Annotated in this window: 9 protein-coding genes; 5 read left to right on the plus strand and 4 right to left on the minus strand. The window is 64.2% G+C overall.

The annotated features are described in order from the left end of the window. Positions 1 to 45 precede the first annotated feature (45 nt). From VT84_RS03705 to VT84_RS03720, 4 genes are all read left to right on the plus strand, one after another. Complete coding sequence (locus VT84_RS03705) at positions 46 to 2,370, plus strand: methyl-accepting chemotaxis protein (protein ID WP_082838558.1); 2,325 nt, start codon at positions 46 to 48, stop codon at positions 2,368 to 2,370. 603 nt (positions 2,371 to 2,973) lie between these two features. Then, positions 2,974 to 3,579, plus strand: a complete 606-nt coding sequence (locus tag VT84_RS03710) for a hypothetical protein (RefSeq protein ID WP_052553328.1) — start codon at positions 2,974 to 2,976, stop codon at positions 3,577 to 3,579. Between the two features lie 96 nt (positions 3,580 to 3,675). Continuing rightward, positions 3,676 to 5,760 carry a PPC domain-containing protein gene (locus VT84_RS03715; protein WP_082838559.1) on the plus strand — a complete coding sequence of 695 codons (2,085 nt, stop codon included), beginning with the start codon at positions 3,676 to 3,678 and terminating at the stop codon, positions 5,758 to 5,760. A 243-nt stretch (positions 5,761 to 6,003) separates the two neighbouring features. Continuing rightward, positions 6,004 to 9,045, plus strand: a complete 3,042-nt coding sequence (locus tag VT84_RS03720) for a protein kinase domain-containing protein (RefSeq protein WP_082838560.1) — start codon at positions 6,004 to 6,006, stop codon at positions 9,043 to 9,045. 165 nt (positions 9,046 to 9,210) lie between these two features. On the opposite strand, the gene VT84_RS03725 is transcribed toward VT84_RS03720, so the two are convergent. Continuing rightward, positions 9,211 to 9,897: a DUF1080 domain-containing protein gene (locus tag VT84_RS03725; RefSeq protein ID WP_052553322.1), complete on the minus strand. Its 687-nt coding sequence runs from the start codon at positions 9,895 to 9,897 to the stop codon at positions 9,211 to 9,213. A 97-nt stretch (positions 9,898 to 9,994) separates the two neighbouring features. On the opposite strand from VT84_RS03725, the gene panD reads away from it, so the two are divergent. Beyond that, entirely contained in the window at positions 9,995 to 10,354 is a 360-nt protein-coding gene (gene panD / locus VT84_RS03730) for an aspartate 1-decarboxylase (RefSeq protein ID WP_052553321.1), read from the plus strand. Here panD and VT84_RS03735 read toward each other — a convergent pair. The 3 genes from VT84_RS03735 to VT84_RS03745 are packed head-to-tail and all read right to left on the minus strand — an operon-like array spanning position 10,335 to position 14,070. Next, positions 10,335 to 11,627: a glycosyltransferase family 87 protein gene (locus VT84_RS03735; RefSeq protein WP_052553319.1), complete on the minus strand. Its 1,293-nt coding sequence runs from the start codon at positions 11,625 to 11,627 to the stop codon at positions 10,335 to 10,337. The genes panD and VT84_RS03735 overlap by 20 nt on opposite strands. Continuing rightward, a complete protein-coding gene (locus VT84_RS03740; protein ID WP_082838562.1) occupies positions 11,620 to 12,951 on the minus strand; it encodes a dihydrolipoamide acetyltransferase family protein in 1,332 nt (443 codons plus the stop codon). The genes VT84_RS03735 and VT84_RS03740 overlap by 8 nt, the downstream gene beginning before the upstream one ends. Positions 12,952 to 13,011: 60 nt before the next feature. After that, entirely contained in the window at positions 13,012 to 14,070 is a 1,059-nt protein-coding gene (locus VT84_RS03745) for an alpha-ketoacid dehydrogenase subunit beta (RefSeq protein WP_052553836.1), read from the minus strand. Positions 14,071 to 14,207: the final 137 nt, after the last annotated feature.

Raw genomic sequence — 14,207 nt, forward strand, 5'->3', positions numbered from 1 at the left:
GCCGCCCGCTCGCCATGCCGCCACCCGATTTAGGATACGCTGTCCATGCCGAGCCAACTCACGGAGAAGTTCAATAACCTGGGGATCGGTACGCGCCTCGTCGGTGGGTTCCTGGTGCTCGCGGTCGCGTGCGCGGCCGTCGGGCTGTGGGGCGTTCGGTCCATGACCCAGATCAACCAGTCCCTGGAGAACGCCAACGGGAACCTGCTCCCGTCGCTCCGCGCGCTGACCGACCTGCGCGGGCACCTCAGCGCCGTTCAGCGCACCGAGCGCTCGCTCCTCATGGCCACGCGCCGCAAGGACGAGACCATAAGGACCCAGGCCTCGGGCGCGCTGGAAACCGCGGTGGTCAAGGCCCGCGAAGCGGCGAAAAAGTACGAAGCGCTCCCGATGGTCGAGAAGGAGAAGAAGCTCTGGGCCGAGCTCCAGCCGCGCGTGGCGGAGTTCTACCGGGACCACGAGGCCATAATGGGGGCGCTGAAGAGTGGGGATCTCGAGCGCGCGGAACAGGTGTGCTTCAACTCGATCCCCAACGCGCTCAAAATGAACGCGCAACTGAACGAGATGTGCGACCTACAGGGCGAGATCGGAGAGGGCGAAGCCAAGGACGCACGGGAACTGTTCGCGTCGTCCAAGGCAACCATGTACGCGGTCATCGGGGGCGCGGTGCTCGTGGCCATCGGGCTCGGGATCTTCTTCCGGAACCTGATCGTGAACCCGTTGAACACCACGGTGGAGGTGCTCCGGGCGGTGTCCACGGGCGACCTGACGCAGAAGGCGACGGTGACCTCGGCCGACGAGTTCGGGCAGATGGGCGCGGCCCTCAACGCCACGGTCCAGGGCATCCACACCGCGCTCCACCAGGACAAGGTCGACTGGGACGCCGTGGGCAAGCAGCGCGCGGAGAACGCGGACTTCGCCGGCCAGATCGCGGCCATCGGGCGCGCCCAGGCCGTGATCGAGTTCAAGATGGACGGGACCGTCGCGAGCGCCAACGAGAACTTCCAGCGCACGATGGGCTACGCCCTCGCGGAGGTTCAGGGCCGGCACCACCGCACGTTCGTCGCCCCCGCGCTCGCGTCCGGCCCCGAGTACCGCGAGTTCTGGGCCAAACTGAACCGGGGCGAACCCGTAATCGGCGAGTTCCAGCGCGTGGACAAAGCGGGCCGGGCCGTGTGGCTCCAGGCCTCGTACAATCCGATCCCGGACCTCAACGGCAAGCCTTACAAGGTGGTCAAATTCGCGACCGACATCACGGCCGCCAAGAACATGGAACAGAAGGTCAAGGAGGACGCGGCCGAGTTGAAAGACAAGGTCGCCACGATCATGACCGCGGTGCGCGCCGTGGCCGCGGGCGACTTCACGCAAGAGGCCCCGGACCTGGGTACCGACCAAGTCGGGCAGATGGGGGCCGCGCTCAATCGGGCGATCGTCTCGGTCCGGGCGGCCCTGGAGGGGGTGCGCGAAGTGTCCGAGCAGCTCGCGCACGCCTCGAGCCAACTGTCCGCGGCCAGCGACGAGATCTCGACCGGCGCCCAAGAGCAGGCCAGCGGCCTGGAAGAAACGGCGAGCACGCTCGAAGAGATCACCGCCACCGTGCGCCAGAACTCCGACAGCGCGCAACAGGCCCGCCAGCTCGCCAGTACCTCGCGCGACATCGCCGAGAAGGGCGGTCAGGTGGTCGGCAACGCGGTCGACGCGATGAGCGCGATCAATCAGTCGTCGAAGAAGATCGCGGACATTATCACGACGATCGACGAGATCGCGTTCCAGACCAACCTGCTCGCCCTCAACGCCGCCGTCGAAGCGGCCCGGGCCGGGGAACAAGGCCGGGGGTTCGCGGTGGTGGCGAGCGAAGTGCGCAACCTGGCCCAGCGTTCGGCCACGTCCGCGAAAGAGATCAAGTCGCTGATCGAGGACTCGGTCAAAAAAGTTGACGCGGGCACGGAACTGGTGAATCAGTCCGGTTCGGCGCTGGGCGAGATCGTCACTTCGGTGAAGCGGGTGACGGACATCATCACGGAGATCGCGGCCGCGGGCAAGGAACAGTCCGCGGGCATCGAGCAGGTCAATAAGGCCGTCACCCAGATGGACGCCGTGACCCAGAAGAACGCCTCTCAGACCGAAGAGATGTCCGCCACGGCCCAAACGCTCACCGACCAAGCCGCCCAGCTCCGCGACCTCGTCGCACGGTTCAAGCTCAGCGAAAACGGGCGGGCGCCGAGTGCGGTTCGGGCCAAACTCCCGGCGACCAAACCTCGCCCCGCGGTGGCCCGGGCGCTCAAGAATGGGCACTCCAACGGCAACGGGCGCTCCCACGAACTCGACCGGCTCGGGAACGACGATCACGGCGGGTTCACCGAGTTCTAAAACCGTTCCGGGATCGCCCGAGCGGTGAGTTCCGGTACGGCGGGGAATTTGTTGTATTCTTTTGTTCACTTCGTTAGAATTAGCAAATGGCTGCCGTCGCCCGCGGATTTGACGAACGGTAGGTGATCGGCAGCCGTTACCGGCGAACAGCCGGTGAGAAGTGGAAGAGTTTTGACAGGATTGACGGGATCGACCGGATTCGGAACAGGCACTCGAGATCGCGGCTCGTGAGGCCGTGTTCAACCGACTTTGGGTTCTGATCTCGTTCATCCTGTAAATCCTGTCAAAACTCTTCCATTTCTCACCGATTTCCACCCAAAATGAGGTGCCGTGTTAGCCGAAAATCGCGGTTTTTGGAGGATTGTTAGCACCCGCTGCCGCGCATGTGGGGCGAATGTCTTCCCAAAACCTTAAGGCGCAGACAGTTAGATCGCGAATATAGCGAATCAGAAACCGCCCGCGGACCAAAAGGTTAGCAATTGTTAGCGTGGCGCGGAGCGGGTATCGAATCCGCGAGTGGGAGTCTCATGGGCTTTCGCGGAGCGGTGGCGTATATTACTCCGACGGCCTTTTCCATCCGGTAACAACTCAGGAGTCCTGCGGATGTTGCGCGCGATCCGTTTGGTTTTGGGTGCGGCGGCGGTAATGTTCGGCGGCGCGGTACTCGCGCAACCGAAGGACGCGCCACAAGCCGAAGGGTACTTCCCGCTCAAGAAGAACACGACGTGGACCTACAAGGTCGGTGACAACGAAGTGAAGGTCGTGGTCGTGAAGTCCGACAAGGTCGGCACCGAGGACCACTTCCAGGTCGATACGAAGGTGGGCACCGAGTCGAAGATGTCCGAGGTGTACGTCATCAAGGCCGACGGCGTGTACCGCACGAAGGTGAAGGAAGACAAACTCGACCCGCCCGTGAAGGTGCTCGCGCTCCCGATCAAGAAGGACGCGACCTGGGAGGTCAACAGCAAGGTCGGCACGCAGACCATCAAGGGCACGATGAAGGTGGTCAACGACAAGGAGAAGATCAAGACCCCGGCCGGCGACTTCGAGACGGTGTACGTAGAAGGTAAGGACATGGACGTCGCGGGGGCGAAGACCACCGTGCGCCTGTGGTTCGCCAAGGACCGCGGCATCGTGAAGGAGGAGTTCGTTCTCCAGTCCAACGAGGTCGTGAAACTGGAACTGAGCAAGTACGAAGAAGGCAAGTAAGTTCGGCTTCGAGCGCCCGTCCGGTTCACCTCGATCGGGCGCTCTCGGTACCGCCGGCTCGTGCCGGCCGTTCGCCCGGCTTTTCGGGGCTTTCGCATGCGTACCGCGATCGCTCTTTTGTGCGTTGCCGCCATCGCTCCGGTGGCCGCGGCGCAAACCTCCTTTCCGATGATTACGCACGTGTCGCCGGTCGCGGTCCAACGCGGCACCACGGCGGACGTGATTGTCGAGTGCCGCACCAGTTCGCTCGCAGGCGCGTACAAGGTTCTCATAGAAGGCGCCGGCGTCAGCGCGGAAGTCGCACCGAACAAAGAACCCGCGCCAAAAACACCAAATCCGAAGGCGCCGACCAACCCCAATATCCTTTCGGGCACACTGAAAGTCACGGTCGCGCCCGATGCGCCGCTCGGCGTGCGCGAGTTCCGCATCGCGTCGACGCTCGGTGTCTCGTCGCTTGGGCAACTCCTCGTCGTTGATGCCCCCGTTGTGAGGGAAAAGCCCGCACCGTCCACGATGGCGAAGCCGCACCCCGTTCCGGTGCCGTCTGTGGTGTGCGGGCGCATCAAGACCCCCGAAGCCGTCGACTACTATTCTTTCCGCGCGCGGGCCGGTCAGCGACTCACGCTCGAAGTGACGTGTGCCCGGATTCAGGACAAGATCCACGATCTCCAAAAACACGCGGACCCGCTCATCGCGATCTACGACACCGAGGGGCGCGAACTCGCGGCCGCGGACGACGGGTATTTCGCCGATCCTGTGCTGACGTTCACCGTGCCGAAGGACGGCGAGTACCGCGTTTCGGTGCGCGACGCGAAGTACGACGGCGATCCACGTTGGGCCTACGCGCTCTCGATCACCGATGCACCGCGGGCCGTGTGGTCTTTTCCACTCGCCGTGAACCCGGGCCAGTCCGTGAAGGCGCAACCCGTTGGGAGTGCGGCCGTTGCTGGGAAGGACTGGCTCATCACGGCACCAACTGCACCCGGTATTCACACCGCGCCGCTGAAACTCAACGGAACCGAAACGAACCCCGTTCCCGTTGTGGTGACGCCCGTTCCGCTGATCGAGGAACAAGAGCCGAACGACACGCCGAAGCAAGCGACGCGAATCGCGATTCCGGGCGGCGCGAACGGCCGTATCGGAACGAAACGCGACCTCGATCACTTCGTTTTCACGGCCCCGAAGGGACGCGCGGTTCGCCTCGAAGTTTTCGCCCGGCGCTTCGGTTCGCCGCTGACCAGCCAACTCGATTCTCAAATCGACGTAATGACGACCGAGGGCAAGATTCTCGCGTCCAACGACGACCTCAACGGCAAAGACGCGGGGCTGACTTTCACACCACCGAGCGACGGCGATTACGTCGTCCGCATGCGCGACCTGAACAACAAGGGCGGCGACGGGTTCATCTACTACCTCGAATGCGACTTCGCGAAGCCGGACTTCGCCATCAAGTGTGATCCCGCGAAGGCCATGATCGGCCCTGGCTCGCGCACCGCGTGGTTCGTGCAAGTGACGCGAGCAAACGGTTTCACAGGACCGGTGAAGGTGGACGCGCAGGGGTTTCCCGCCGGTATTTCCGTGAATGCCCTCACGATCCCCGCGAATATGACTCAGGGCTTGCTCGTGGTAAGCGCGGCGAAAGACGTGAAACTCGATGCTTCGGTCGTGAAGGTCACTGGCACGGCGACTGCAACCAACGAGCGGGGCGAAGCCGTTCAGCTCACACGGCCGGCGGTCGCGGTGGAGGAGATCTACCTTCCCGGTGGGGGCCGCGGACGGTTCGACGCGGGCATGATCGCGGTCGCGGTCACCAACCCGTCGGACCTGCTCGAAATCAAAGTGAAACAGCCCCGCGTCGCGCTGAAACCGGGCGAGGAGGTGCGAATCGATGTCGAAGTGGTCCGCGGACCACAGTACACGAAGGACGTGACGCTCGACGTGCTTTTGCGGCACCTCAACACGGTTTACGGCAACCCGCTCCCGCCCGGTGTGACAATGGTGGAGGGCAAGAGCAAAACGCTGCTGGGCACTGGTAGCACGGGTTACATCACGCTCAGAGCCGATCCGAACGCTCCCGAGTCGACCGACGTACCGGTATGCGTACAGGGATTCGTCGCGATCAATTTTGTGGTGAAAATCGGGTACGCGAGCGACGTGATCTGGGTGACCGTGAAAAAGTAGGGATGCTTCTACGGCAACAGGTCGAGTGCGGGGCAACTTCCTGACTGGCACGGACGGGGTTATCAGCGCAAACGTACTCCATTGCCGCCCTTAAGATGCCGTTCCCGTTTACGGGACACGAGGTCAACAATCCGTGTGCCATGCACGAAATGAAGCCGCGGCGCACATTGTAATTACTGTGAGGCTTGAGGATCGGGCACCCGTGCTGATAATGGCTGTTCGCCCCGCCCGCGTGTTGCACTAATGGTCGTAACCTGCCCCCGCTGTCACCGCTCCCTGTCGTCCGTCTCCGCGGACGCACAGCCGCTGTTTTGCATGTACTGCGGGCAGAAGCTCACCGACAGCGCGCGACTGCCGTCCGAAACGCACACGCAGACGTTCACCCCCAACGCCGATCAGGTCTATTCGGGGATCGATGACGACCTGCCGCCCGCCCAGGAACCGGCCCCGGAAGAGGTCGGCGGGTACAAGCTCGTGAAGATGCTCGGCGCCGGCGGAATGGGCACCGTGTACGAGGCCGAAGCGCCCGGTTCCGGGCACCGCGTCGCGGTGAAACTGCTGTCGTCGCGGCTCGCGTCCAATCCGTCGTCGGTCGAACGGTTCCGCCAGGAGGGGCGGCTCGCGAGTCAGCTCACGCACCCGCGCTGTGTGTTCGTGCTGTCCGCCGACACTGAGAACGGGCGCCCGTACATTGTGATGGAGCTGATGCCGGGGCGCACGCTCAAGGATCTCATCGACGAGCGCGGTCCACTGTCCCAGCACGAGGCCATCACCCGAACGCTGGACATTATCGACGGACTGAGCGAAGCGCACCGCGTCGGCATGATTCACCGCGACGTGAAACCGTCCAACTGCTTCCTGACGGCCGACGACCGCGTCAAAGTCGGTGATTTCGGCCTGTCGAAGTCGCTCGCGGGCACCGGGCAGAACCACCTCACGCAGACCGGCGCGTTCCTCGGTACGGTGCTGTTCGCGTCCCCGGAACAGATCCGCGGGGAGCCACTCGACTACGGCTCGGACGTGTACTCGGTCGCGGCCACGCTGTACTTCCTGCTCACCGGTCAGGCGCCGTTCCACCACGAGAGCGCAGCGACCGCACTCGCCAAGGCGATCTCCGACCCGCTACCCCGAATCCGCACCAAGCGCCCGGAAGTCACCGCGGAACTCGAAAGCGTTCTCCTGCGAGGGCTGGAGCGCGACCGCACGCGCCGGTGGCAGACGCTCGACGACCTGCGCGAAGCGCTCGTCGATTTACTCCCCGAGCGCCAGCGCCCGGCCCGCCCGCGGGTGCTCGCCGCCGCGTATATTCTCGACCGCATCTTGCTCACGTTCCTGATTTTCCCAGCGGAAGTACTCCGCATCTGGCTGGAAGGCTCGCGGACGGGCAAAATCGACCTCTTCGAGCTGCGCTGGCTCCCGGTCGGGTTACTGATGGCGTACTTCGCCCTGAGCGAAGGGTTGCTCGGCGCCACGCCCGGCAAGTGGCTCCTCGGGCTGCGAGTCTCACGCATCGGGCAGACTGGCCCTCCCGGGGTCAGCCGCGCGCTGGTGCGGGTGTTCGTCTTCCACGCGCTACTCGCCGGGGCGTTCTTCATACCAGAGGAACTGATCCACTGGTTCGGTCCTGGGTTGGGTGGGGTGCTCGGTACCGTCGCGTTCCTCGGCAGCGCCACGGCGATTTTGCTCCAGGTTCGGAAGAAGTGGTGCTACCGAGGGATACACGACTTCGCGAGCGGGTGTCGCGTCACGCAGCGGCCCCTGGGCGCGCGCAAGCTGCGGCTCGCGGTGCGGCAACCGACCCCGCTTCAAACGCTGCTTCCGCCCCCCGCGGATGCGCTGCCCGAAGTCGTCGGTGGGTACGTCGTGCGCGGGCGCCTCTCGGTCGAATCGAATGACGAGCAAGTGTGGCTCGCGGAGGACCGGTCGCTCGGGCGCAGCGTGCTCCTTTGGCTGCGTCCGTGGGGCACGCTCAGCCTCAACACCGACCCCGGGCGCCCGACGCGCTTGCGCCGCGTGGGTCGCGGGGCGATCAGTTGGGGCGGAACCGGGTTCGACTGGACCGCGTTCGCGGCGCCGCTCGGCGGACCGCTCGTCGAAGCGGTTCGCCCCGGGTACCCGATGCCGTGGGCCGATGCCCGCTATTTACTCGAACAACTGGTGGAAGAGTTCCGCGTCGCGGAGACCGAAAGCTCGGTCCCCCCGCGTCTCGCACTCGATCACGTTTGGGTCGAGCCGAACGGCCGCGTGCAGGTGCTCGATTTCCCGCTGTGTGCGTCGCATTACCGCCCCAACGAGCCGCTGGCCGTACTGCGCGAGGTGACGTCGCTCGTACTGGAAGGCCAACCGCGATCGAACAACGGCCCCGTGCGTGCGCCGCTCCCGGCGCACGCGAGCCGCGTATTGAACCAGCTCTTTGAAACCGAGCCCCCGCTCGTGGAGTTTCAAAAGGAACTGGCCGAAACGCACGCCCAGCAGCCGGAAGTCACCGCGCAAGTGCGGGCGGCGCACCTGGGCATCCAGGCCGCGCTGTTAGCCCTGCCCGTGGCGAGCATGTTCGCGATTGCGTTTATGCTCGCGCTGTTCATGGCGTTCGAGTCCACACTGCAAGCTCAGCGCGCGAAGCAGGCCGCCGAAGTTCTGGCGCACCCAGAAACGCTAACTCGACTTCCGGACGCGGTCACCCCGGAACTTTTGTCCGCACTCAGCAACCCGAACGCGAAATCGCGCGTGAACGAACTCGTCGAGCGCACCCAGGCGGAAGCCGAACTCCGGCACGCACAGTTGTTCCGTCCACAGCGTCTCATACTGGAACGTTCGGGCGCGGACCGCACCGTGTTCTCCCCGAGTGCGGTGGAGCCCGTGCTCCTGTGGGCCGGTGCGCCGGCGGGCTCCTCTCAGTCTCGCTCCCGCGCGCCGTGGGTTTCGGTCGTGCCAATCGTATCGATGGTGTTCGCGCTCGTGCCGGTCGGGTTGATGCTCTTCGCGGGTGTAACTCGGCGTGGGGTATCAATGATGCTGGCGGGTATCGCAATTATCCGTGCGGACGGGCGCCCGGCGTACCGTCGACAGTGTTCGTTCCGGGCCGGACTGGTGTGGTTCCCGATTACGGCGCTGTTGCTCGGTTCGATTCTGTTGCAGGTCTATTTGCCCGACGCAATGTATCTGGCGGCCGTGCTGTGGCTCCTCGCAGCGGCACTATTGCCCATATACGCGGTAATCGCACTGCGATTCCCGGCGCGCCCGCCGCAAGACCGGCTCGCGGGCACGTACCTCGTTCCGGTATAGCCAATAAATCCAAGAATCCAGGGGTTGAAACCCCTGGCTACTACCGGTGACCCCTTCGGGGTCCAAATGCAAAAGACCGGTGGCCCCGTTGTCTTTGCGGCCGCAACGGGGCCACCGGTAATGGCCAGGGGTTTCAACCCCTGGATTCTGTTGGTTCCCAATAGATTACTTCAGTTCTTTGATCCACACGTTGCGGAAGTCGACGCGGATGTTGTAGCTCTGGAACCCGATGTGCCCCTTCGTGCGCTCCAAGCCGGGGTGCTTATCGAACTTCTTCTTGTAGTCGTCAAGGGTCGCGTTCACCAGTTCCACGTCGTTGTGAACGACGGTCACCTTGCGCCCGTCACAGACGATCTTCACGGTGTTCCACTCACCGATCTTCTTGTTCTTCGCCTCTTTCGCGGGCTGCACATCGTAGATGGAGCCGGTGTGCTGGTAGCCGGCCAACTTCGACTTGTTGACCGATTCCCAGCCCTCGTCGTCGATGAGTTGGATCTCCATGCCGGCGTAGGCCGGATCGCCCTTTTCCGGGGTGCGGATGCCGACGCCGCTATTGCCGCCCGCTTTCGCCCACTTGTACTCGCACCGGAACTCGAAGTTGGCGTACTCTTTTTCGGTCAGCAGGTACCCGCCCCCGCCACTTTTGCACACGATCGTGCCGTTTTCGGTGCCCCAGGCTTCGGCCTTACCGCCGCTCACCTTCCACCCGTCGAGGCTCGTGCCGTTGAAGAGGCTCGTGAACCCGGCGGGCGGCGCGGCCGGCTTTTCGGGGGGTTGGGCTTTCTCGTCCGCGCGCAGGCTCGCGGCGCACACCACGACCGCGAGGGCACCGAATTGTAAAGCAATTCGCATGAATCAGGCTCCTTTATAGGTGTCGTCCGCACGACATCTTACCCGCTGCGCGTAGAATGGTCAGCGAAATGCTAACGGATCGCGAGTTGGGGATCACATGCGCCGATTCATGATGAAGTCGAAACTGCACCGCGCGACGGTGACGGAAACGAACGTCGAGTACGAGGGCAGTCTGACGATCGACACCGACCTGCTCGAAGCCGCGGACATCCTGCCGCACGAGCAGATCCACGTGTGGGACGTGACCAACGGGACGCGCCTCATCACCTACGCACTCGAAGGGCCGCGGGGGAGCGGGGTGATCTGCGTGAACGGGGCCGGTGCGCACCTGATCCGCACCGGCGATATCGTGATTATCGCGACGTTCGCGGAGTACGAGGACGCGGACGCCCGCGTACACCAGCCGCGGGTCGTGTTCATCGACCGCGGGAACACGATTAAGGGCACCGTGTCGTGAAGCCGGGTTCGTCCTGTCGCGCGACCGGTGCGGGGCAGTGCTCCCCCGATTGCAAGGAAGGCGAGAGCGGGAGCAGCTCCGGAGCGATTGGCCCCAGGAGTACGAGTAGCGCGAACGCCAGCGCGCCGCCGGGGCGGTAGAAATCGAGCACCGGGCTTGTGCCGTTGATAGGGATCGTCTGAATCACCAGGAATAGCACGGCCGTCCAGCCCCACACCAGGCGCCGGGCAGCGAACAAATCGCGTATCCACGGCACGGCGATCACGAGCATCAGCAGCTCGTACACCAATACCTGACTGCACACCACCGCACCCGAAACGGCCGCCGCGCCCGCCCACGGCGCGGGCGGGCGCCGACCTGTCACCGCACACCGACCGACCACCAGCCCGCCCCATACGAGGTAGCCGGCGATCGTCGTGATCGCACTGAGCTCGATGGGTGGACCGCCGCACGAGATGAGAAGGCGGTTCCAACTCGTGATTTGTGGGTTCCGTTCCGCTTGGTTGTACAGAACGGCCTTGTGGCCGGTCGGGAGGTAGTCGAAGTAATCCTTCAGGAACAGTGGCGAACCGCCCATCACTGTTGCACCGAGCAGGTTTAAACCGGCTACTAAAGCGACCAGGATCGCGGCAGGTTTCCAGCCACCGAGGTACCAAGCCAGTGGAATAAGAGGCAGAGCGACGTGTGGCTTCACGAACACCACGGACCACAGAACCGCGCCGAGCACCGGTCGGTTGTACGAAATGCACCACAACCCCACCACCACGCACCCGACCGAAACGACGGTGACCTGTCCGACGATTGCGATTGCCAGTGCGAGCGGGTTCAACACGAGCGAGAACCGCACGATGAGCGATAGAACCCCCGTTCGTATCGGCGGCTCGGCACCGGACTTCTGAAACAGATCCGGTAACGAGGCGATCCCAGCCGCGGCGAAGCCGATCACGATCCCCCAGGCGACCTTGGCTGCCGGCCACGCGAGTGCCGCGAACGGCGCGAACACGAGTGCGGCCATCGGTGGGAGAAAGTACCCACAATTCAGGATGAAACTGTCTTCCTGTGGGCTATCGTCCGGGAACTGGGCCGATGTGATCTGTCGAATGAGTGCGATGTTGTAAGGAGACTCGCCGCGCAGCCCGAGTTCCGAGCCGGCGCGGTAGATGAAGAGGTCGGGAAAGTGGTTCGTTGCCAGAGCCTGCTGAACACCCAGCAGGCCGAGTAACACGGCCGGCGCGAACCGTAGTATCCACGTTGTACCGCTGCGATCAGCCACCGAACGTCTCCGGCAGGAGCAGCACGGCCGGAGTTTGAAGGTAGCGCGTGACGGCATTGCCGAACGCGGCCCCGATCGCGCCGTCCACGACGCGGTGGTCGAAGGAGAACGACAGGTACACGATGTCCGACGGCTTCAGCGCGCCGTTGGCGTCGTAGAGCGGGCGCTTCACCACTTTGCCCACGCCCATGATCCCGACTTCCGGGTGGTTGATAATCGGCGTGGAGATCAGCCCACCGATCCCCCCCACCGACGTGACCGTGAACGTGCTGCCGCGCAGGTCGTCGAGCTTGCTCTTGCCACTTTTCGCGTCGTTGCCCAGGCGCTCGATGTCGGTGGCAATGGTGGCCAGATCTTTCTTGTCCGCGTCCTTGACGACCGGCACCATCAACCCGCTCGGGGCCGCGACCGCGATGCCAATGTGATACTTGTCGTGGAGCACCACTTCACCCGCGGCCTCGTCGTAAGTGCTGTTAACGATCGGTACTTCTTTGAGCGCCCGCGCTACGGCCTTCACGAAGAATGCGAGGTAGGTGAGCTTCACGCCGGCCTTGGCGAGCGGCTCGCGGAGTTGGGTCCGCAGCTTCACCGCGTCGGTGAGATCACACTCGTCGATGTACGAATAGTGCGGGATGTGCTTCTTCGATTCGACCATGTGCTCGGCAATACGCCGGCGCAGGCCGATGAGTTTCTGTCGCGTGCCGGCGATGCCGAAATCGAGTTTCGACGTGTCCGTTCCGCTCGGCGCGGACGCGGGACGGGCACCGGGGCTGGGGCGCGGAGTAAGGTACGGTGCGAGGTCGTCGAGCAGGATGCGCCCGTGCGGGCCGCTCCCGCGAACGAGTGAGAGGTCGACCCCGAACTTGCGGGCGAGCATGCGCACGGACGGTGCTGCGGGCGGAAGCGTCGTGGTGTGGCCGTTGGAGGTGCGAAGACCTACCCCCCCGTCCCCCCTCCCTGAAGGGAAGGGGGAGACAGAACTCACACCCGAGGGAGACACTGACCCAAGTTCAGCGGGCTCGCGCGTCAGCTCCCCCTTTCCTTCAGGGAGGGGGGGCGGGGGGGTAGGTTTGTCTTTCGCGCTCCCATCGCCGACCGGGGTGTAACTCAGGATCACCTGACCAACTTTGATCTTCGTGCCCGGCGCGGCACTCAGCGCGGTAATCGTGCCCGCGAAGGGTGCCGGCACCTCCATACTCGCCTTGTCGGACATCACCTCGGCCATCGCTTGGCCCCGCGCGATCGCGTCGCCGGGCCTCACGAGCCAGCGGGTCAGCTCGACTTCGAGCAGCCCTTCGCCGACCGGCGGGAGAGGAAAATCCATGTGTTCGCTCCGCTCGCGTGTCCCGTGTGGGCTTTTCGTTCGACCGGGAATCGGGTTCTTTTAAGTGGCCTCGGTCGCCAGATCCCACAGCGCGCTGCGAATGTCGCCCAACTGCGGGACGCTGTTGAGTTCGTAGTTCTGGTTCATGCCGATGCCGGGCACGTGTTTGCCCATCAGCGTCCGCGGGCGCACCGAGAGATCGTAGAAGTGCTCGTCCACGATCCGGCGGAGCAGGTGCTCGCCGAAGTTCGTGACCTCGGTGTCCTCGTTCACGATCAGCACGCGGCCCGTTTTCAGCACGCTACGGGAGATCATATCCCAGTCGTAGGGGAAGATGCTCCGCAGGTCGATCACGTCGAACGTGCGGTGGTGCGCGGTCGCGAGTTCGTCCGCGGCTTGTGCGCACAGCGGCAGCAAGCGCCCGTAGCTGATGACGGTGCCGAACGTGCCCTCGCGAACCAGTTCGGCGGTACCGATCTTCACGGTGTGGTCTTCGAGTTCCGGCCAGTTCGGTTCCCACTCGGTGCGGTCCCCGATCGGCGCGTCGATCATCCGGCTCAGTTCGTCCGCGTCGGCCGGTTCGCCCGGGATGAGTCGCGTGTCGCGGGCGCGGAGCAGCGCTTTGGGGAGCAAAACGAGGACCGGGTTCGGGTCTTTGATCGCCGCGAGCACGAGGCCGTAAGCGTCCAGTGCGCTGGACGGCATCACGATTTTCCAGCCCGCGAGCCGGCTCGCCCAGCTCTCGAAGCTGTGCGAGTGGTACAGGCTCCCGCGGATGCCCGCCCCGTTCGGCGTCATCACGACAATGGGCATGTCGTACCCGCCGCCGCTGGCCCACCGCTGGTTGCCCGCGAGCTTGAACATGTCCAGAACGTTGAAGGCGTAGTCGCAGAACTGGATCTCGCAGACGGGCCGGCCACCGGCGTAGGCGATCCCCATCGCGGTGCCGATGATGCCGCGCTCGTCGAGCGGGGTGTTCCACGCGGTCTTCAGCCCCTGGGTCGCGGTAAACACCCCGCCGAGCGGCGGACCGACGTCTTCACCGAACACGTCCGTCACACCGAGGTGCTTCTCGCCGTAGTGCAGTGCCATTCGCACCGCTTGTGCCATGTTCGCCATCATCGCTCCTCGGCGAAGTTACAGGCCGTAAAAGCCGTTCACCACGGGGAGCGGGATTTTCGATTGCGGATTTGCGGTCGAAGATTGAAGGACGGGGAACTCCCGAAAGCTTCCAATCACCAATCGCAAACCGACAA

The sequence above is a fragment of the Gemmata sp. SH-PL17 genome, assembly GCF_001610855.1.
Taxonomy (GTDB): Bacteria; Planctomycetota; Planctomycetia; order Gemmatales; family Gemmataceae; genus Gemmata; species Gemmata massiliana.

Coding starts and splice junctions, on each gene's coding strand:
- VT84_RS03740 (WP_082838562.1), bottom strand. CDS start 12,951: ATGGATTTTCCTCTCCCGCCGGTCGGCGAAGGGCTGCTCGAAGTCGAG.
- VT84_RS03710 (WP_052553328.1), top strand. CDS start 2,974: ATGTTGCGCGCGATCCGTTTGGTTTTGGGTGCGGCGGCGGTAATGTTC.
- VT84_RS03725 (WP_052553322.1), bottom strand. CDS start 9,897: ATGCGAATTGCTTTACAATTCGGTGCCCTCGCGGTCGTGGTGTGCGCC.
- VT84_RS03715 (WP_082838559.1), top strand. CDS start 3,676: ATGCGTACCGCGATCGCTCTTTTGTGCGTTGCCGCCATCGCTCCGGTG.
- VT84_RS03720 (WP_082838560.1), top strand. CDS start 6,004: ATGGTCGTAACCTGCCCCCGCTGTCACCGCTCCCTGTCGTCCGTCTCC.
- VT84_RS03745 (WP_052553836.1), bottom strand. CDS start 14,070: ATGGCGAACATGGCACAAGCGGTGCGAATGGCACTGCACTACGGCGAG.
- VT84_RS03705 (WP_082838558.1), top strand. CDS start 46: ATGCCGAGCCAACTCACGGAGAAGTTCAATAACCTGGGGATCGGTACG.
- panD (WP_052553321.1), top strand. CDS start 9,995: ATGCGCCGATTCATGATGAAGTCGAAACTGCACCGCGCGACGGTGACG.